The sequence below is a fragment of the Streptomyces sp. Ru72 genome (genome assembly GCF_002920635.1).
Taxonomy (GTDB): domain Bacteria; phylum Actinomycetota; class Actinomycetes; order Streptomycetales; family Streptomycetaceae; genus Streptomyces.
In genome coordinates this window covers 22,219-41,840 of record NZ_PQSR01000011.1, presented here as the reverse complement: position 1 = coordinate 41,840, position 19,622 = coordinate 22,219, and the positions used below count along the sequence as shown (strand labels likewise).

The 19,622-nt window shown below is 66.4% G+C and carries 16 protein-coding genes, 1 tRNA gene and 1 pseudogene; 10 read left to right on the top strand and 8 right to left on the bottom strand.

What is annotated here, in order from left to right:
- The first annotated feature begins 162 nt into the window (after positions 1-162).
- Together C3488_RS07755 and C3488_RS07750 are read left to right on the top strand one after the other, a co-directional pair.
- Positions 163-1,377, top strand: a complete 1,215-nt coding sequence (locus tag C3488_RS07755) for a helix-turn-helix domain-containing protein (protein ID WP_103838573.1) — start codon at positions 163-165, stop codon at positions 1,375-1,377.
- Between the two features lie 19 nt (positions 1,378-1,396).
- Positions 1,397-1,885, top strand: a complete 489-nt coding sequence (locus C3488_RS07750) for an NUDIX hydrolase (protein ID WP_103838652.1) — start codon at positions 1,397-1,399, stop codon at positions 1,883-1,885.
- Between the two features lie 507 nt (positions 1,886-2,392).
- Here the strand turns inward: C3488_RS07750 and C3488_RS07740 are convergent.
- Positions 2,393-3,421: a DNA cytosine methyltransferase gene (locus C3488_RS07740; RefSeq protein ID WP_146067844.1), complete on the bottom strand. Its 1,029-nt coding sequence runs from the start codon at positions 3,419-3,421 to the stop codon at positions 2,393-2,395.
- A gap of 167 nt (positions 3,422-3,588) precedes the next feature.
- Between C3488_RS07740 and C3488_RS07735 the strand changes: the two genes are divergently transcribed.
- Both C3488_RS07735 and C3488_RS40425 read left to right on the top strand, forming a co-directional pair.
- Entirely contained in the window at positions 3,589-5,712 is a 2,124-nt protein-coding gene (locus C3488_RS07735; RefSeq protein WP_181138925.1) for an ATP-binding protein, read from the top strand.
- Positions 5,713-5,811: 99 nt separating this feature from the next.
- A tRNA-Arg gene (locus C3488_RS40425) sits at positions 5,812-5,896 on the top strand.
- A 561-nt stretch (positions 5,897-6,457) separates the two neighbouring features.
- Here the strand turns inward: C3488_RS40425 and C3488_RS07730 are convergent.
- A complete protein-coding gene (locus C3488_RS07730) occupies positions 6,458-8,134 on the bottom strand; it encodes an SWIM zinc finger domain-containing protein (RefSeq protein ID WP_103838569.1) in 1,677 nt (558 codons plus the stop codon).
- A 193-nt stretch (positions 8,135-8,327) separates the two neighbouring features.
- On the opposite strand from C3488_RS07730, the gene C3488_RS07725 reads away from it, so the two are divergent.
- The gene (locus tag C3488_RS07725; protein WP_103838568.1) at positions 8,328-9,149 is read left to right on the top strand and encodes a MerR family transcriptional regulator; all 822 of its coding nucleotides are present in this window, start codon (positions 8,328-8,330) and stop codon (positions 9,147-9,149) included.
- A 723-nt stretch (positions 9,150-9,872) separates the two neighbouring features.
- On the opposite strand, the gene C3488_RS07720 is transcribed toward C3488_RS07725, so the two are convergent.
- From C3488_RS07720 to C3488_RS07695, 6 genes and pseudogenes are all read right to left on the bottom strand, one after another.
- Positions 9,873-11,180: a YrhB domain-containing protein gene (locus tag C3488_RS07720; protein WP_103838567.1), complete on the bottom strand. Its 1,308-nt coding sequence runs from the start codon at positions 11,178-11,180 to the stop codon at positions 9,873-9,875.
- A gap of 4 nt (positions 11,181-11,184) precedes the next feature.
- Positions 11,185-11,481: a YrhB domain-containing protein gene (locus tag C3488_RS07715; RefSeq protein ID WP_103838566.1), complete on the bottom strand. Its 297-nt coding sequence runs from the start codon at positions 11,479-11,481 to the stop codon at positions 11,185-11,187.
- 48 nt (positions 11,482-11,529) lie between these two features.
- Positions 11,530-13,302, bottom strand: a complete 1,773-nt coding sequence (locus tag C3488_RS07710) for a putative T7SS-secreted protein (protein WP_103838565.1) — start codon at positions 13,300-13,302, stop codon at positions 11,530-11,532.
- Positions 13,303-13,314: 12 nt separating this feature from the next.
- The gene (locus tag C3488_RS07705) at positions 13,315-13,923 is read right to left on the bottom strand and encodes a hypothetical protein (RefSeq protein ID WP_103838564.1); all 609 of its coding nucleotides are present in this window, start codon (positions 13,921-13,923) and stop codon (positions 13,315-13,317) included.
- Positions 13,920-14,306 (bottom strand): SseB family protein, encoded by a 387-nt coding sequence (locus C3488_RS07700; RefSeq protein ID WP_103838651.1) that lies wholly within the window; start codon positions 14,304-14,306, stop codon positions 13,920-13,922. Before C3488_RS07700 ends, C3488_RS07705 begins: the two co-directional genes overlap by 4 nt.
- 132 nt (positions 14,307-14,438) lie before the next feature.
- Positions 14,439-14,667 (bottom strand): annotated as a pseudogene (locus C3488_RS07695) (leucine zipper domain-containing protein); the annotation flags it as partial.
- Positions 14,668-15,150: 483 nt separating this feature from the next.
- Between C3488_RS07695 and C3488_RS07685 the strand changes: the two are divergent.
- The 5 genes from C3488_RS07685 to C3488_RS07665 all read left to right on the top strand — a co-directional run bounded on the left by C3488_RS07685 (position 15,151) and on the right by C3488_RS07665 (position 19,621).
- Positions 15,151-15,483 (top strand): hypothetical protein, encoded by a 333-nt coding sequence (locus C3488_RS07685; RefSeq protein ID WP_103838563.1) that lies wholly within the window; start codon positions 15,151-15,153, stop codon positions 15,481-15,483.
- A 65-nt stretch (positions 15,484-15,548) separates the two neighbouring features.
- Positions 15,549-15,860, top strand: coding sequence for a pore-forming ESAT-6 family protein (locus C3488_RS07680; RefSeq protein ID WP_103838562.1), 312 nt, complete (start codon positions 15,549-15,551; stop codon positions 15,858-15,860).
- A 25-nt stretch (positions 15,861-15,885) separates the two neighbouring features.
- Entirely contained in the window at positions 15,886-16,290 is a 405-nt protein-coding gene (locus C3488_RS07675) for a DUF6507 family protein (RefSeq protein WP_103838561.1), read from the top strand.
- A complete protein-coding gene (locus C3488_RS07670; RefSeq protein WP_146067843.1) occupies positions 16,287-18,752 on the top strand; it encodes a hypothetical protein in 2,466 nt (821 codons plus the stop codon). The genes C3488_RS07675 and C3488_RS07670 overlap by 4 nt, the downstream gene beginning before the upstream one ends.
- A complete protein-coding gene (locus C3488_RS07665; protein WP_103838559.1) occupies positions 18,749-19,621 on the top strand; it encodes an immunity 49 family protein in 873 nt (290 codons plus the stop codon). Before C3488_RS07670 ends, C3488_RS07665 begins: the two co-directional genes overlap by 4 nt.
- The last annotated feature ends 1 nt before the right edge of the window (position 19,622 follow it).

Here is a 19,622-nt window from a genome sequence, read left to right as displayed (position 1 = left end):
GCCGCTCTACCGGGGTCAGCGCCATGACGGCCCCCTCGTTGCACTCTCGGTCTGACAGCTCCTTGGGTTGTCAGCAACGCTAGGACCGGTCCGGCTCACCACCCCGGAAAATCTCTCCGGGGTCGCGCGAAGAGACAGGGGGACGCTCTTCCCATGCGAGGAATGACGACGAACCTGACGATCGGTGAGCGAGTCGCTTGGTACCGCCGGCGGCGCGGCATGTCCCAGGAAGTCCTGGCCGGACTCGTCGGCCGTACGGTCGACTGGCTGAGCAAGGCCGAGAACAACCGGCTGGAGCTGGACAGGCTCTCGGTCATCAAGTCCCTGGCCGATGCCTTGGACGTGACCCTTGGCGATCTGCTCGCCGAGCCCACGCTGATGGACTGGACGGCGGACAGCGGCACCCGGACCGTGCCGGCGCTGCGGTCAGCGCTTATGAACTACCGGCAGCTCACGCCGCTTCTGGGCGTGACCACCGAGGGAGAACCGACGCCCCTCGATGAGCTGAAGGACAGCGTGGCCGAAGTCTGGGACGCCTACCAGGATTCGCGGTACGGCTTCGCCACCCGACGCCTTCCCTTGGTGCTTGCCGACGCACTCATTGCAGCCCAGGCGTACCAGGGGCGAGAGCGCGAGCGGGCACACGAGCTGATGGCCATGACGTACCAGGGCGCCGCCATGGTGCTGACCAAGGTCGGTGAAACGGATCTCGCGTGGATCGCGGCGGATCGCGGGTTGGCTGCGGCTCAGCAGTCGGACAACGCCGCCGTCACCGGGTCGCTCTTCCGGTCGGTGACGCACTGCCTACTCTCGAACGGCAGGTTCGACGCCGCCGTACAGCTCGTCAGCGCCGCCGCGGACTACCTCCGACCAGGGCTCCGGGAAGCCAGCCCCGAGTTCCTGTCGATCTACGGGACGCTCTTCCTCGCGGGGTCGATGGCAGCCGCACGTGCCGATGATCGCTCTACCACCCGTGACTTCCTCGCCGAGGCGGACCAGGCAGCGCAACGGCTTGGACGAGACGCCAACCACATGTGGACCGCATTCGGGCCGACGAACGTCGCGATCCACCGAGTGGCCACGGCGGCGGAGCTGGGAGACATGCAAGTTGCCGTGGACCTCGGCCCCCAGGTCGACACCAGCGGTCTGCCGATCGAACGGCGGACGCGGCACAACCTGGAGGTGGCCCGTGCACTCAGCGCGCACAACCGGATGGACGATGCCCTGTCCATGATCCTCGAAGCCGAGCAGTGGGCGCCGGAACAGGTGCGCAGCCACTACCTCGCTCGTGAGCTTGTGCTTACGTGGGTGCGCAACCAGCGCGGCCGGCCGAGCCGAACCCTGGCGGAGCTTGCCGATCGGCTGCATGTCGTCTGAGGTGGGTACGCTCGGGGCCATGGCAGCGACCGAGCACGAAGCGAAGATGGCGCATCCGCGCATGGCCGCGGGTGCGCTCTTCTTTGATGCCGACGGGCGTGTCCTCATGGTGGAGCCCACCTACAAGGACTACTGGGACATCCCCGGCGGCTACGTCGAGGTGGGGGAATCTCCGCTCCAGGCAGCCGCCCGCGAGGTGGAGGAAGAGTTGGGGATCACTCCTCCCCTGGGGCGCTTGCTGGCAGTCGACTGGGCTCCCAACGATGCCGAGGGCGACAAGGTGCTGTACCTCTTCGATGGCGGTCAGCTCACCCCGGAGGCTCTGGCCGAAGCGACCTTGCAGGCGGACGAGCTGAAGAGCATCGCGTTCCTGGGCCCCGACGAAGTCGCCGAGCGCACGATCCCGCGCTTGGCCAGGCGGATTCTTGCCGCCATCGACGCCCGATCATCAGGAACGGCGCCGATCTATCTCGAACACGGGCAGCAGCCCGACAGTGATGCCGCATAGCAGCACGGGAGCTTTCCGGCGGCCCCGACGCGGAACGCGGTGGAAGTTTCCCTACATCATCAAGAGCTCGCTTCGCTCGCCGTTGCTCCCGGCCTCCTGAACTGCAAGCAGTCCGATCACAGATCGGAGGTGCCGCGCACAGCGCGGCGGCGCCGGCCGGTCGCCGGCGCGCCGCCCCTCCTTGCCTTCGTCACCGGGGCCGCGCGCCGTCGCCCGTCCGCGCCCACAAGGGGGCGAAGACCAGGCCGGGGTAAGGGTGAGACGGCCCAGTCGAGGTCAGAACACCGTCGTGGCTGGGGCGGCCGGCTCCACGGCTTTAGGCAGCCACTTTGGCGCGAGCCTCGAAGATCAGGGCCCAAAATCGGGCACTAACGGGCAGGTCCACAAGCCTGCCCGATTCGCGGGCTAGCGTAATGGGCCCTGATCACTCGCGCCAAAGCAGCTCCAGCCCAAAGCCGCTCCGCCCGCCTCGGTGCCCCCCTCGCCGAGTATTTTCACCCGGTAAACTCAAGCACCAATTATCCGCCGAACCGCAGTTCCGAGAACTGTTGCCATGCGAACGGGTACGGCATTTCCGATCTGCCGCTCAATGGACCCGTAATCCCCCTGGAAATCATAGCCATGGGGAAAGGTCTGCAAAGTGGCTGCCTCGCGGAGCGTAATACCGCGATGCTCTTCAGGATGCACGAACGTGCCACATGCAGGAGTCGTACAACGAGTCGTCATCGTAGGAGAAGGGGAATCCCACTTGATGCGCCCATAGGAAGCTGTGGCGTTCTTCCTACCAAGTCTCTTGTGGCAGTCAAGCTGATGTTCCTCTGGGAGATCGAAGCGCCCTCCCCCTATCGGAATTGCCTCAATCCGCCGCAAAACCTTGTCTGAGCTTTTACGGGACCGCTCAAGTGGATCATCTTCCCGTCGGCTAGCGCGCAACCCCTGAAACGCCTCTCTAACCGTCATTGTGCCCCGGAAATCCGGTACGACGTCGGCGATATCCTTGGGTAGCTCTGTCCTCTTACCTCTGACAGCCAACATGATTAGGCGACGCCTACGCTGTGGGACTGCATACTCGGATGCTTCAAACTGATAGACCATCGACGCATAACCGAGCCCACTCAATGACTCGCGAACATATTGGAGACGCGCGTCCTTACCTAGCCCAGGGACATTCTCCAAAAGCACTGACTTAGGCATGAAAGCACGAACGAATCTGACGGTATGCACGACAAGGTCATTGCGCTCTTGGTCCGTCAGCCCCTTACCGGACGCAAGGGAAGAGAACCCTTGGCAAGGCGGGCAGGTCTTGAGCAACGTCAGCTCGCCCGGAGCTAGGTTCAACTGCTGCCGCATCCTGGTGGCCGGCAGCGCACGGATGTCCGTTTCCCATAGTTGCGCGGTCGGGTGATTCTTCGCATGCGTTGCAGCAGCATTTGAGTCATTCTCGACTGCGGCGAGAACGGAGAAGCCAGCTCCCATGAGCCCTTGGGTGGCTCCACCAGCTCCCGCAAAGAGATCGATGGCAGATGGCTGTGTCACGGCTGGATGTTAGCCCATCAGGACCGCCTGTGACCATGGTGTGCCTCGATGCAACCGGCATGCGCCCTAGGCAAGCTGACTGCGCGTCATGCAAGATGGCGGGTCCACCATCGTATCCCAGGGGGGACTAGATGTCGGAGTCGTCGGACCGCCATGAGCAGCTGCCCATGGAGACCTCGGGCGAGCCCAATCACCCGCGGACAGAGGGCAACGCCGACGCGTCGCATGTCTACACCATGCGCATCAGCCGGCTGACCATCGACAAGCTCGGCATCAAGCTCTACGACCGCGTAGCGGCAGTACTCGCCGAACTCATCGCGAACTCGTACGACGCGGATGCCGAAAACGTGACCGTCACCCTTCCGTGGGGAGCCTTCCTGTACGACCCCAAGGCCCCCCATCTCTCGGCCGCATACGAAATCACCATCTCCGATGACGGTCACGGCATGACGCCCGCCGAGATAAACCAACACTATCTGACCGTAGGCGCCGATAGGCGTACGCGAACGGGCAGTGACAAGTCTCGCGGAAAGAATCGTCCAGTGATGGGCAGGAAAGGAATCGGAAAGCTCGCCCCGTTCGGCATCTGCAAAACCGTCGAGGTCATTTCATCCGGAGGGGATAAGACGCCCGATGGATACCTCACCTCTCATTTGATTCTACACCTGCCCGACATGCTCGCTGACACCGAGAAGGACTACAACCCGGAAATTGGCGAGCGGGATGGGACCTTTGCCGAGAACCACGGGACCGTCATCAAGCTGCGAGACTTCTCAAGGAAGCGGGTCCCCAGCCAAGAGGAGCTGAATCGGCAACTTGCTGCGCGCTTCGGCCTTGAACGTAGCGACTGGCGCGTTTGCGTCAAGAACGCCTCCTCGCTATCAGAGGAGTTCACTCTAGGGCAGTTGAAGATTGATCTCATGGAGGGTACCCGAATCGATCTCGCCAATCGCCCGGTCCCGTTTGAGTCTTCCTTTCTCCCGGTCACAGGGTACGTCGCCTACAGCGAAAAATCTTACAAGGACGCCAATATGGCTGGCGTTCGGATCTACGCTCGCGGGAAGTTCGTAGCCCAGACCATGGACTTCGGAATCGCCACTGGATTTCATGGCGAATTCAAGCTTCGAAGCTCCATCGTTGGTGAACTCCATGCGGAGTGGCTTGACGAGGACGAAGATCTCATCCGCTCCGACCGACAAGATATCATCTGGTCTTCCGACCTTGGAGAAGCGCTAGCCGCTTGGGGTCAGGACTTGATGCGCGAGCTTGCGAAGCGCAGTGAAGAACACGCACGGAGGGCCAAGACTCGGTTCTTCATGGAAGCTTCTAAACTAGAGGAAAAGCTCGTGGAAGCCGCGCCGGCCGATCCCGTCTATCGGGACAGCGTGAAGGAAGCGGCAGCGCTACTCGTGAGGGACTCAGACCAAGACTCACTCAAGGACCCGGAGCACGTCGAGCGCATCAGCAGACTGGCCATGTCTTTGGGGCCGCATAGAAGCCTACTGCAGACGCTCCGGGAAGTGGCCGACACCACAGAGACCACGGTGGACGCGGTAATGGACCTCTTCCACAAGGCGCATATCGCGGAAATGTATTCCCTCGGCCAAGTGGCAGCTGAGCGCTTGGAGGTAGTGTCCAAACTGGAGGCCCTCATTGCAGACGGAAGAACACTGGAACGGCCGCTACAGGAGCTGATCGAGCAGGCCCCGTGGCTCCTGGCGCCCGAATGGACCCCCCTCGGGATGAACGAGTCACTCAAGCGGGTCAGGGCGAGCTTTGAAGCTTGGTACGCCAAGAAGTTCGGACAAGAGATCAACACCACTGCGATCGACAGAAAAGCGAAGGAACCAGACTTCGTACTGCTCCACGACTCAGGAATCCTCTGGATCGTTGAAATCAAGAGGCTTGGGTACAAGCTGACGGATGCAGAGTTCCTGAACGCTATGAACTACTTGCATTCGCTCCGGAAATTCTTGGACGAGAATCCGGAGCTCGGCCACCAGTTCCCGTACCGCAAGCTGACGTTCGTTGTGGATCACATCGACCGTCTCAACGCGGTCTCCTTGTCCTCCCTGGAAAGCGATCCACACGTCACGCGAAAGACCTGGCACGAGGTTCTCGATTCCACAAAGCGCGCGCACAAGGACTTTTTGGAACGCGTGGAAGCCACGGCCGGCGGCTGGACACCTGTTGCACCTGACCAGGCCCCGCGGGTCATCTCGCCCCGCAGCCCGGACACAACCGAGACGAACGAACCCACTGACACCGGCCAGGGACAGCTTGAGCTGTGACAACCGATCGCGGCGGTCTCCGTGCTCGCCTAAAGCAGGGGACCGCCGCGAGTTGTGCGCCATGGACTATCCATGGACAGGACGTGGGCCTACCGCCGCGTGCCCCGTGCTGACCAGGCACGTTGCCGTTTGCGGGAGCGGCCTCCGGAGCCGTGTGCGCAGGTTCGAATCCTGCCGGCGCACTCGCCTGCGCGGCATAACTGCAGGTCAGTGCACATCTCGAGGTATCCCGAGAGCCTGATGGTCAGTCAGGTTTGCTGGCTGACCATCAGCTGTTTCGTCTTTTGCGCAGGTCAGTACTGGTCCGGTTTGTTGCGAAGTGGGTGCCGCCTGGGGTATCCAGGTCTTGGCGCTCTGTTTTATGTGCTCAAGCCTGAGCGATGGGGCGGCGACTCCCTGTTGTCGTTTGGATCCTTGTCGCGCTGCGCATAGCCGGGGTGTGTCTGGAGCCGTGCGAGGACCTCGGGGATGGCTTCTCTCTGCCTGGTCGCAAGGTGCTCACCTTCGGGCCCGTCCACAAGGACGTACTCGATGACGACCTTGGGCGGTTCTCTGTGGCTCACTCTTCATACTCTGAACCGTGGCGCCGCCCGCTCGCGGGAGTTGGACGTGTCGCGGCGCTTCGGGACGAGGTTGACGCCGACAGGATGGTCTACGGCCTCGGGGTTTCGATAAGCGGCGGGGGCCGAGCCGGTGGCGAGGACAAGGGCGGCGTGGGCCGGTGGGCCTCAGAGACGCGTGCGGGTCACAGACCGTGTTCGTCCATGAGGCGCATCAAGTTCCGCTTGCGTTTCTGGGCGGTGCGCAGGGTGGTGACGTGCAGGGCGAACTCCTCCTCTGTGCCCAGGCGGCGGTGGCAGTCGCGGATGTTCAGCAGCAGGGCGACCAGCTGCTCGTAGACCGTGTTGCCGGTCTGCTTGGTCAGTGGCTCGGCCAGGCGCAGGTAGACGGTGAGCGCGTCGGCGGGACGGGTGGCCCGCGCCTGGTCGGCCAGGGTGTGCCACTGACGGTCATGGGCACCGGTTTGGGTTGCCGCCTGCCAGGCGGCGTCGAAATCCTTGTCGTCGAGCAGGGCGTCGACCAGGACGGGGCCGCCATACCGGCCGCGTTGCCGCCGCTCCGCGTCCGCACGCAGCAGGGCCAGGGCTCCCCCGCGCTCGGCCGGCCAGCAGTCCGCGGTCTGCGCGGCGGCGCGCAGCTGCTGGTATGCAAGCAGGGAGCGGCGGGCGCCGAAGTGGTCGCGGCGCACGGCGACAGCGTCAGCGAGTCGCCCCGCCTGCGCATAGCGTTCGCAGAGATGGTCGACGAGTGCGGTGTCGACGGCAGCAAGGTCCCGGACGTCCCGGATGCCGCGTTCCGCCCAGCTCAGGGCCTCGTCGGAGCGCCCGGCGGCATCCAGCTCGCGGGCAATGACCAGGTGCGTGTGGCCGTTCGGTGAGAGGTCGGCCGCGTGAACGGCGATCAGCGCGTCGATGTCTCCTCCTGCCTTGGCCAGGCGCTCCATCAGGTACTTCTCCGCCCAGCCGCGACGGTTGCCCCGCCACGCCTCGACCGCCAGCTTCCGCAGGGTGGCCATTCCCTCTTCGCCGAGGACATCCTTGTAATCGAGCGGGTCGATGCCGGTCAGGCCGTCGTCCGTGCCGCCGAGAGCATGGCCGACCAGCCAGCGCGCAAGTTCCTCGGGGTCGGGGCGTGCCGCACGGCAAGCGTCGAGGTGGGCCTCGGCCAGGTCTGCACCGGTCTGCCCGATCCATCCGTCGGCGTCGTCAACGCTCTCCATCGCCTCGGCCAGCAGCCGCATCGCCTCCCGCGCCAGGGGGATCGCGTCGGCGGGCCGGCCCGAGCCGGTCAGCGCGCCGATCGCGAACACCGCCTGACCGGCCTGGTCCGCGTAGGCGCGGGCATCGGCGTACTCGACGTATCCGTACTGCGCGAAGGGACCGATGTCGAGCAGTTCGCGGATACGGGACCGGACCGCAGCAAGGTCCCCGCGAGCACTCGCGGCCCGCAGTTCCAGGCGTCGCCGCAACTGCCGGTCCTCGTCGATCTGCTCCCGCAGGAGGGCGAGCAATTCGTCCTTGGAGAGGGCGGACAGCCATCCGTCGAGGTTCTGCGCTCGCTCCCGGGCCGCCTTTCGCTGCTGCGGCAGGCTCTCCCGCTGGGTGAGCACCGTCAGGCCGAGGGCGACCAGGTGCTTGCAGAAGTTGCCCTCCAGGCCGTACGGGCAGTCGCACTCGCCGGCCAATCCTCCGGGTCCGTCCAGGGTCAGCTCAACCTCGTAACGTTCCGTGCCGTGGACGCTCGCGGTGACCCAACCGTCACCGACCTCGACCCCGGACACGGCGTCGAGATACCCGAGGCCGCGTTCGAAGGAACGGGAACCGGCCAGCGTCCTCAGGTTCGCCTCGGTGAGGCCGCGCATGATTCTTTTCCGCCCTGCTGTGGTTGTGCGGTTGATGCTCCGCCAGCCTAGGGAAGGAGGTGGGCGGGCGCCGACGACTTCCGTGGATTGACGCTCGACTGCGCCGATGACGCCCCCGCGTTCTTGCTGTTCCCCGGCCGCCGAGTAGCTTCTTGACCCTCACACCGTGTCAGGTGGTCAGCTCGGAGACATCATGTTCACCATCGGAGACTTCGCCCGGCACGGCCGCGTCTCGGTCCGCATGCTGCGTCACTACGACGCGACCGGACTGCTGCACCCGGCCCACGTCGATCCCGCCAGCGGCTACCGCTACTACACCGCAGCCCAGCTCGCCCGCCTCAACCGGATCATCGCGCTCAAGGACCTCGGCTTCACCCTCCAGCAGGTCCAGGCCATCGTGGACGAGAAGGTCAGCGTCGAGGAACTGCGCGGCATGCTGCGGCTGCGGCGGGCCGAACTGGAGACCGCAATGGCTGCCGCGGGCTCCCGGCTGGTGCAGGTCGAGGCGAGGCTCCGAGCGATCGAGAGCGAGGGGCACATGCCCACGAACGACGTCGTCATCAAGAACGTCCCTGCCGTCCGGGTGGCGGAGCTGACCGCGACCGCCGCGAGTTTCGAGCCCGAGGACATCGGCCCGGTCATCGGACCGCTCTACGACGAGCTCTTCCGCCGCCTGGAGGCGGCGGGCATCACCCCCACGGGCCCCGGCGTCGCCTACTACGAGGACGCCCCGGAGGGTAACGGCAGGATCAGCGTCCACGCCGCCATCCAGGTCTCCGCCCCTCTCCAGGACGGCGCCTTCCGTATCCTCGACCTGCCGCCCCTCGACCAGGCGGCGACCATCGTGCACCGCGGCTCGATGGACACCGTGCTTCCCACCGCCCAGACCCTGGCCCGCTGGATCGACGCCAACGGCTACCAGTCGACCGGATACCCCCGTGAGATCAACCTGGAATGCCCCGAGAACCGCGACGACTGGGTGACGGAGCTACAGGCACCGGTGACCCGTCCCTGATCGATTCGCACCCCATCCTGACCACGGATCGGTTCGGGCAGGGAGAGACCGCATCGGGGCTCCCCCCGCCCGACCACATCTTGTGCTTTTCGCAGCAGGCAGTGCAGCGGCGAGCCCGAGGAAGGCAGCACTGCCAGGACGACGGCAGGCGGCCTAGTTCCCGGCCTTCGGGACCGTCCGCGACGAGGCGCTCATACCGGACCGACAAGCCGCCTGGCGCAGGCACCCCCGTGGCGTGCCCTCGCTCTGATCCGCGCGCCTACCGAATGGGAGCGGAGCCCGCTCGGCGGACGGCCAGGACCCGTAGGAGCATAGTGATCTCGCGCCAGCTCAACTGCGAAACACCGCGCAGAAGCCCAGTATCACCCTCACCACTCCGGCGGCCACGGCGGACACCCACGGCAACGGCTCCGTCGCGACAGCCTGGTACGCGGGAGAAAGCCCTGTGGTTCGTTCGTGAAAACGAGCAGCGCTACGACAACGGCTGCACGATCGCTTCCGAGGGCACACCACGATCAGCGGGGCGGCAGCGGGGCGGCCCGTACGGCAAGAGCCGTCATGCCCGGCACCCCCACTCCGCTTGCCGCGACGGCCCCGGATACGGCCGTCAGCGCCTTCAGCCACCTCCGGGCCGCCCAGGCCGGCGACGACGCTCAAGCCGCCCGCTAGTTCGCCGGCGCGGAGTTCGACCGTGAGCTCCAGACCCTTTGACGGCCCCGGCCCTCAGCGATAGCGGAGGACGTGGAGAGAGCGCACCCCCGTATTGTCCGGTGTGGCAGGGGCGTCACGGGCGGCGTCGATCAGTACGAGGCCCTTGGGAGTGTGGGCGGCGACGACCAGCAAGCCGACGGACTCACGGCCGCGCCGGTCCTCGCGACGGATCCACACCACCGCGCGAGCTCCCTCGGGGGAGGTGGCGAGTTCGGCCAGGACGGTTGCCCATTCCGTGTGGTCCGTCACGGAGATCACGGGCCCCAGTCGGCCCATCGTCTGCGGCATCCATCTCGCCGGCCCCGGCTTCGGCGGCAGATCGAGGCCCTCGGCTCCCGGCTCGGTACCGCCGTCCCAGCGCGCGAGCCAGCCCCATGGATCGGAGTTGGGCAGCCCGAACGGCTCGCCCTCGTCCTTGGGTACGACCAGGGCGGCGTCCAGCATGGCGTCGGCTGGACGCCCGCCGGCCAGGAACGCCTTCGAGTTGCAGGCGAACAACCAGCCGCGCGCGAGTTCGTCGGCGGGCGAGGGATCGACCAGGGCGACCTCACCCCGGTATGTGTCCAGAAGCCATTCCTCGGCCTTCCCCATCGCTGACGCGAGGTCAGGGGCCTGACGGCGCCAGGCAGGTGCCTCTGGCTCGTTTTCCTTGCCGCCGCCACCCGCGAAGCGGGCCAGGGTCAGCCGACGGATCCCGGTGGGCTCAAGACGCGCCAGCCGACCCGCCTGGGGATCGAGAAGCACCACCTGGCCACCGTTGTTGTGTGCATAGACCAGGTGTCCCGTCGCCTCGGCACCGTAGGCTTCGCGGCGGATCCAGACCACGCCGCGGGTGCCCGGCCCCGGCTCCTGCACGGCGGCGATCACCTCGTCCCAGCTCGCACAGGCCGAGACCTCGGCGTCGGGGAAGTGCCAGTGGAGCATGCGGTCCCACCAGCCCGGTGCCTCATGGAAAGGCCGCCACGGCAACGGCGTGGCCCTGCCGCCGTTCAAGGCGGCGTCTGCGGCCAGCAGACAGCCTCGTACGTTGGTGCGAAGCGCCTGCTCGGCGGGGTCGCGGGGCCCGGGAGCACGGTCGAAGGCCTCCAGATCCGCCCAGGGGTCGTCGGTGGCCGGGTGGAACGGACGGCTGCCGGACTTGGGGACCGCGAGCAGCGAGGTCAGCATGGGGGTGGCCGGGTAGCCGGGCACCGGCCGCGCACGGCAACCGAAGACCCATGCCTCAGGCCGCTCGGTGACCGGGCCGGAGCCGGACAGTTCCACCATTCCGCGGTAGGTCTGCCGCAACCATTCCTCAGCCTGCGATGCCGGATCACTCATGGGTTCAGAACGGCTTCCTGGGCTGCTGCCCCGTGGCGAGCCACGTCCTCAACTCCTCAGTGGTGTAGGCGGAGGGAGGGAACCCCACGAACGACCCGTCCTTGAAGACGGCGACGACCCGCACCATCGGCGCCTGGGTGAGGTCCCCGGTGTCGATGTGCTCCTGACTGTCGAAACGTACGGCCCACGCCGCATCGTGCTCGACCGAGAGTTCCGGCTGCATCACGATGGTCGGCGGACCGCCTCCGTAAATGCTCCGCAGGTGGACACGTGCCGCCTCTACGGCTTCGTCTCTCGTCATCGTCAGGACCCGATCGCTCTTTCTGCAGGACTCAATGCTTGAAGGAAACTACTTGTAGGGCAGATAACGAACTTCGGTGACGTTCTTCTCGAGGTTGCCGAGCCTTCCCGTCTGCCCATCCAGGAAAACGACTCCATTACGGTCGCGGATCACGTTGAAGACGTGCGCGGTCCCGTCCGGTCTGGATATGTAGACGACGCCGCGGGAGCCGAGCCCCCGCTTGTCCATGTCCTCGATGATGGAATCGTAGCTTGTGTTGTGCTGCCATTCGGCGTCCGGGTTGCCGAGTTTCTCCTTGCTCGGCCAGGCCGGCTGGTGCAGCGGTTCCGCGACAGAATCGTGGCCGTCCAGACGCCCGTCGATCGCCTCCACGTTCTTCGAGCAGTTCTGGTTGTATCCGGGAACCTTGTCCCAGTAACGGTTGCCGTTGACGTCTTTGAGCCAAGGATACTGATCGTCCAGGAACCTGCGCTGTGTTTCCAGATCCGTGACGTCGTGATGAATGGCCTTCGCGGAGACATGGTCCGTCGGCTGGGCCAGGTGCCCCCAGTCGTGAGCCGCCTCCTTGTCCGCCGTGGTGGGTTCGATGGTCCATCCATCGGGCAGCGCGTGACCGCCTTTCGCTGCCCCTTGCTCGGCCAGGTTCTCGGCTCCGTCCCTGGCGGCGTTCTCGGCCACGCCGACGGCCTCCCGTTCGGCCACCGACTCCCCGGCGCTGCCGCCGTCGGTGAGCACGCCGGCGGCGACGTTGGTGACCAACTTGCCGAACGCCTCGCCCGGGTCCGAGCCCCACCCCGAGCCGACCAGCGCCGAGACCAGCTCGGTGGGGTGGTTGGAGGCGTGGAGCATTCCGGCCGCCGTGGTGCTGACCTGGTCCAGCCACATCGCCGGATGGGTGACGTTGTACGGGTCCATCGGATTCAGGCCGCGGACGAACTTCACCAGGTCCGCGGCACCCTTGACGACACCGCCGGCGACATGGTCCAGGGTGAGCGAGTATCCGGCAGCCAGGTCCTCACCGTCCGCCAGTAGGCGGGAGGCGAAGCTCGGCTCCTTCGGAGCCGTGTTCGTGGCCGCCTCGACCGCCTGGGCAGCGGCTCGCGCCGCGGAGTCACGCTGCGCGCGGGCCTGGTGCAGATCCGTCTCCGCCAGGGCCATCTCCGCCGCGTAGGAGTCGCCGTCGAACGTCCCCGGCCTGGTGGGGGCCTCCCCTGGGTCACGCCCGGCGGACACCGCCTGGTTGTACCGGTCAGCCTGCGCGTTGTACGCGGCCACCTGCGCGTTGTACGCAGCCTGAGCCCGCTGGTAGGCGTCACCGGCCTTCGTGTACTGGTCGAGGCACTGCTTGGCCTGGCCTTGCGCCCACTCCACCACGTGTGCGTAAGTCTCCAGCGCGTCGGCGGCCTTCTGGCAGGCGTCGGCGGCGGTCAGCCACTGCGTGGCGTGCGGAGTGAACTTCGCGCGGAACGCCTCCGCCGCGTCGCCCTGCCAGTGGTCGTGGTCCAGCCGCCGCAGCCCCGACCCGGTCGACTCGAACGCGCCGTGGAAGTTGCGCAGATGACCGGCGGATTCTCGGATCCTCGCCGGGTCTCCGTGGAGCAGTTCCCTGGGGTCGTCGGTGTCGCCCAGTTCCTTCTCCGCGATCGCCACACCGAGGCTGTCGGCCACGCTGTCACCCCAGCCGTCGACCGACTTGGCCGCCCCCTGCAGGCCCACCACGTCCAGCCCGGCCCCGGCCACGTGCGCTGCGCCGTCGACCGTCTCGCCGACCACCTTCTTGCCCGTGTCCCAGGCATCACCCAGCCAGTCCCCGACACCCATCCCAGTCCCCGGCTACTGGCTCTTGCGCTCAGGACCGAACATCTCGTCCTGCGCCCGGTCGTACTCGGCGCCGTATCCGGCTGCGTCCGCCACCTGTTTCCGCCAGCCCATCGGACCGTCCATCATGTCCCGGCCCTCGGCCTTCCACGTCTGCGCCGAGTGCTGGGCCGCCTCCTCCATCGACTTCTCCGACCAGTCCCCGTGCCGGAAGTCGTTGAACGAGTTGTCCGACAGCGTCTTGCCCCAGGACTGGGCCTCCACCTGCTCCTGTGTGAGGTCCGGATTGCCCATGCCCGCGTCGACCACGTCCTTGAGCATCTTCTCCACGTACTGCTCCTGGTCGTGGTACAGCCCGGCCGACAGCCCCAGCCGCAGTGCGATCTCGTTGCCGTCGTGGATGAGCGTGCGCACGCCCCACGACCACCGCTCGCAGAACGCGTCGAAGGCACTTCGGAGCCCGGCGTCGCCCAGTTCCATGCCCTTCAACTCGATGTTCGAAAAGCCCCGGCCGACCTCGCCGCTCTCGTCGATCCCCAGCGACTTCAGCTCGTCGATCGCCTCGTTGATGCCTTTCGCCACCGTCTTCAGCGCGTCCGGATCGACCCGGTAGCCCTCGCTCACGCCGCCACCGCCGTCGGCGGTACGATCCCCGCCACCGGCGGCAGCAACCCCGGCCACGGCCCGGCCACGTCCACCGCGATCCCGGCCGGGACGCCGACCGCGGGCACCGCCACATCCAGCAACCGCGCCCCGTACACCCTCATGTACCGCGCTTCCGCGCCTGGTCCGACGCCCCGCGCGGCCAGGAACCGACCCAGCGACTCCTCACTGGTGAAGGCATACACCCACCTCACGCCTCCGGAATCCGCCGACCACACCGCCTCCTCGATCAGCGGAACGAGCACCAGCGCCCGCCGGAACTCCCCGACCAGCGCTGCTCCGTCCAGCCGCCCCTCATGCGATTCGGCCAGCCGTTCCGCCAGCCCCCGTCCCGTATCGCGCATCCCGCCAGTATCAGGCGTCCTCCACCGCCAACTGATCGTGAAGTCCTGGGCTTTACTGGGTGGTTGCACCGGCTTTACGGTGCCGCCTCGGAGTGTGCTCGCAGGCCACTCAGTCTTCGCGACCTTGCTGTGGCGCTCGGTGCGGGTCGGGGTCCGCCGGGGGCTGTGGTGCGGGCGGCTGGTGCGGTCGGCCATGCCCCTCTCGCCGAGTTGACGGTGGCGCTCCGCCCATCGCCGGGCCGTCGTCGGTGAGAGTTCGGAAGCGTTCGGCGGCCCGGCGAAGACTCCAGCCGTCCTCGTTGACGCAGCGGCCCAGGCGCAGCCGTCCGGTCTCGGTCAGGGGTGCATTACGGTGGGGCACGAGGTCCTTTGTGTTGGTGCAGACGTCGCAATCCACACCGCAGCGAAGGGTCTTCACCCGTTCAGGATCCCTGAGCTGAGACCTGGCTCACCCGTCCACAACCTCCCCGGACAGAACACCTGGGCGTCCTCACCAATCTCGGCCGGCCCCTCGGCACCGCCCTCAGCATCCTGCAGGTCCTCGGCGACAACTCCGTAACGCACTTGCTCATGGCACTCGCACTGTCCGTCGCCGTCACAGCGGCGGCCTTGATAACACCGTACGGTCGCCTGGTCCTGTCCTCGCTCCGGAGCGGGTACGGCAAAGTGTAGGCGGCTGGATAAGCCACCCATGAATAGGATCGCGCCACTTCAGACTCTTTCGCGTTGTGTCTACAACCCGTGATGCGAGAGGATGTTCGACAAGCTGTGAGGTCAGCGCGACGCATGATGCCGCACTGGCGGTAGAGCGGCCTCACGGACAACACGCTTACGGGGATGGCGAATGAAGTTCGACATGGGGTCGACGACCCTGTCGCAGCTCGGCAAGAGCACCATGGGCTCCAGTGAGGACCTGGGCACTCTGATCAAGTTGCTCATCCAGGCGGCGGAGCCGCTGGAAGGAAAGTTCAACGGAGCGGGCAAGGCGGCGTTCGACGCGTTCAAGGCGCACGCCGACGAGATCACCGCCGATCTGAACAGCTCACTGAGCGCGATCCTGGGTGGCCAGTCCGGCATGGACACCGCGTTCGGCACCGGTGACGTGGAGTTGGGTGACAACGCCCGTCAGAACATGGGCGCGGCCAACTTCGACGCGGCCCGCTTCGGCGCGCGATAACAGCCGCATCCGCTGAAGCCGTCCTCACGACCACCGACTTTCTGCTTTCGAGGGGGATCTCGCCCATGGGTCAGAACCAGGACCGTCGCTCGTACGACACCGGCGCCTCGGCCGAGGTGCAACTCGGTCTGGCCGGCGTCATCGGCCAGTTGGAGCGCGTCCTGACGGATCGCGACCGCGCTGTGAAGGCGGCGATGGCCGACTTCACGGCTGACGGCGTGGCCGACGAGTACCACGGCAAGGAGGTCCGCTGGCACCGCGCCGCAAGCGAGGTCCGCGACATCATCCGGCTGGTCCGCACAACGCTGGAGCAGAACGACGGGACCGCGCAGTCGACGCTGGCCAAGGCGAGGGCGGCCGTCGACAACATCGGCTGACCGTGATTTTTTACGGGGGTTGGGCATGACCGCCTGGGACATCTCGACGTCCGGCGTGCAGTTCGTGACCTCGCTGGTCGAGGACGCGATAACCGACATGGAAAAGCACGTCAAGGCCTACGGCAAGGACGTGAAGAGCGCGGCGGGTTCGTCCGGCACCATCGCCGGGGTGTACTGCGGCGCCGTGCCGACCGGCCCCATCGCAGCCGCGCTGAGGCTGTTCGTGGAGAAGACCGCCGGTGACGTGCTCTTCCTCGGCGCCCGGGCAGCGAAGTCGGTGAACGGCGCGCGCGAGGCCACCGCGTACTACGTCCTCGGGGATCTCGACATGGCCACCAGGACGCAGCACCAGACCCTTGCCGTGCCGAAGATCGACATGCCTGGACGAGGTGGCGGCACGGGGCAGGACAAGGAGCACGGGAAGCAGTGATCAGTCCTTCCGGCATACCGCAGTTCACCGGCGACTTCGACCAGTTGGACAAGGATGTCTCCGCGCTGCGCAGCGACGCCGTGGGCATCCGCAACGGCGGCATGGACGTCCACTCCCGCTTCCAGATGCTGCAGGCCTTCTATACCGCGCCCGAGGCCGACGACCTGTTCGCCACCACACAGCCGGTGATGGACAAGGCCGACACCTTCGCCGCCAAGCTGGAGACGGTGGCCGACGCGCTGGACGCCTTCTCCATCGAGGCCCGCCCGCTCGCCAAGCGCCTTGAGCAGCTCAAGGCGGACGCCCTCGCATTCGTGGCGAGCGTCGAGGGCGACGACAAATGGACCGAGGACGAGGACAAGGTCCACCGGAACAAGCAGCTCGTCGACGACGTCACCGCCACCCAGTTCGCCTTCCAAGAGGCGGAGCGCAGGGCGGCCGGCAAGATCTCGAAGATCGTGGGCGGCCCGTCCTTCGTGGCCGACCGCGGCAGCGGGTCCCACGCCCGCAACACGGTGGCGTACGGCTACGACCTCGACCTGCTCGAAGGCGCCGAGGAGTTGCCCTGGGGCAGCGTGGACGAGCAGAGCTACGAGGCGTGGAGCCTCGGCTGGTTCGGGCACGGCGCCAAGAGCTTCGTCTGGGACGGCATCTATCACGACGGCATCGAAGCCGGCGTCAGCGGGCTGTGGACGCTGGTCGGCGGAAACGGCGCGGATGCGGCGGGCGACGCCTGGAGCGGGCTGAAGGACGTCGTCACCGGCATCGGCCTGTACACCATGACGCCGTACGACGCGGCCATGGACTGGGCCTTCGGCCCGGACAAGGAGAGCGCCGACGAGATCAGGGCGAAGAAGGCGGCGAAGGAGTTCGGCAAATCCCTGGTCGCCTGGGACCAGTGGCAGGAGAACCCGGCCCGCGCCGCGGGAACGACCGTTTTCAACGTCCTCACCCTGGGCGCCGGCCCGCTCGCGGTCGTGTCCAGGACGAGCGAGGTCGGCGCGGTCGCCAAGAGTGCGAGCGTCGCCGCCAAGGTCGGCGAATTCATGGACCCGGTCTCGGTGGGCCTCAAGGCGACCGGCAAGGTCGTCGGCACGCTACCCACTCTGTCCGACCTGACCTCCAGGATCTTCACGGGCGCGGATGCCGCCGGAGATGCGGGGCGTGTGCACAGCGTCATCGAGCTCGAGGACGGCTCCAAGGTCGTCGTCGAGAACGGCGAGTTCATCGCCTTGGACAAGCACGGCGATGTCATCCACGACGCCCCGAAGCAGGAACGATCCGCCGTTCCGGAATCCGCCTCCGACCAGCCCCGCGTACCGGAACGGGAACTGACGGGAGTCGGGGCGGCCTCACGGCCGTCCGGCGCCGGTGCGTCCCTGGGCGACGGCGCATCGTCACGCGTCGGGCACGACGCCACTGCCAGCAGCGGTCGTGGGACATCGGGTGCCACAGGGACGGCTGACACGCTTGACTCAGGTGCCCACCCCGTTGGTGCCTCTCATGGCGGCACGTCTTCAAGCGACCACATGGCTTCCGACACGGCAGATGCCACGAGCAACGGCCGTACCGGGAGCCGAAGCGGAGGCGCGGCCGATCCCGAGGCGGTCATGCGCCACCAGGTCTACAGGGCCAACCACGAGCCCGGCTATTTCGAGAAGTACTACCGTAAGAACGGCACTCGGCTGAACACCAAGGTGGCTGACGAGAGCGGGTTGGTTCCGCCCCAGCTCGTGAAGGATCCATCGACAGGGCGGTGGATCGCGGTGAACGACGCCCCATCGCCCCTCCCGCCGAAGTACACCGGGGACGCCGTCAAGGTAGGGCGCGAAACCGCGACGCCGGAAGCCCTCAAGGTTCTCGACAACGCGGCACACACGCGTCATTCCGCGATTGCCGCCGACCAACTGGCCGAGCATCGCCTCAGGGAAGCCAGGCATGCTTTCGACGCGCACCCGACTGACGGGAGCAAAGCAGCGGTTGCCGCGGCAGATGCGGCGCACAAGCCCCTGCACAAGGGCATGTCCGAGGCCAGCGAGGCCTTCGGCGAGGCGGTGGCTGAGCACCATGTGATCCCCGAACACTACCCTCACGCCAAGAGGATGGAACTCGACGGCCCCGCCAACGGCAACGACCAGTTCGACCAGGTCTGGCAACGCGAGGACGGCGGGTTCGTGGTGGTCGAGGCGAAGAGCAGCACGGGCACTCAGCTGGGAGCGCGCAACCTGCCGGACGGTACAAGGGTCTCTCAAGGAACCAGGGAATATTTCAACGATATTCTTCGCGAAATGCGCATCCGGGGCCGTCGAAACCCGAAGGAGCTCAAACTCGCGACAGCGCTCAACAAGGCCCTGAGAGATGGAAAACTGGACTACATCCTCGTCAAGGGGAACCCGAAAGCGGGACGTTATGATGGTTACCTCATGGAGAAATTCGACATAGGGGGCAGGAGCACGCCGTGACGGTGAAGGTGACTCGGCATGGCAGTCCGGGGCCCGACGACGAGGAATACGCCGGCGCACTCGGTGCGGGTCTGGCTGACACCATCGCGAGCCTCGAACAGTCGCCCGACATGTTCGACAGCGCCCTGAGCGAAGCACTCCTGCACATGAACGCACGCCTGGCCGTCAACCCTGACGCCTCCCACATCGACACCTGGGAAGCCGTGGTCACGGCCATGCAGGTGGGCTCCGCCCTGTTCGCGTCGGCCGGCACGACGGAAGGCACCGTCCAGTGCCGCATCGACCACGAACTGCGAACCCTCCCGGCCACGGGACCGCAGTCTTACTCCACTGCGGGCAACTGGCTCACCGCCTTCTGGCTTGCCGTCGTCTGCCGCGATCAGCAGCGCATGAACCAGTTGTGCGAGTTCCCCGTCGAGCTGCTGCGTGCTTCGGCATCGGCTTCGGGTGCACAGGTCGACGCATACGTGTATGACTGGGTGGACTCCCTCCAGTCGTACTGGCTGGAACGGCCGGGGCTGGTGGACAAGCTCGTGGCAGCGATCAACGGCTCGTATCCGGAGGCCGCCCGCATCACGCCCCGGGACCTGCTGGAAAAGATCCTCTACCAGCCGATCAACCTCTTCCACCGTTTCCTGCGCAAGGATCACGAAGGTTTCAACCAGGCCCTCGTCGAAGCGCTCGAGCACCACAAGGCCTACTGGACCGCCGACGAGGACCGGGAGAGCAGTGTCGAGGGATACCTCGCCCTGGGGCCTCTGGCCATCGCGTGCCTGGCCTATGACGCGGGCTTCCCCATCGCGGTCGAGTCCGACTACCTGCCGAGTGAGCTGCTGAACCGCGCCTGGCTCGGCGAGTTTCCGACATAGC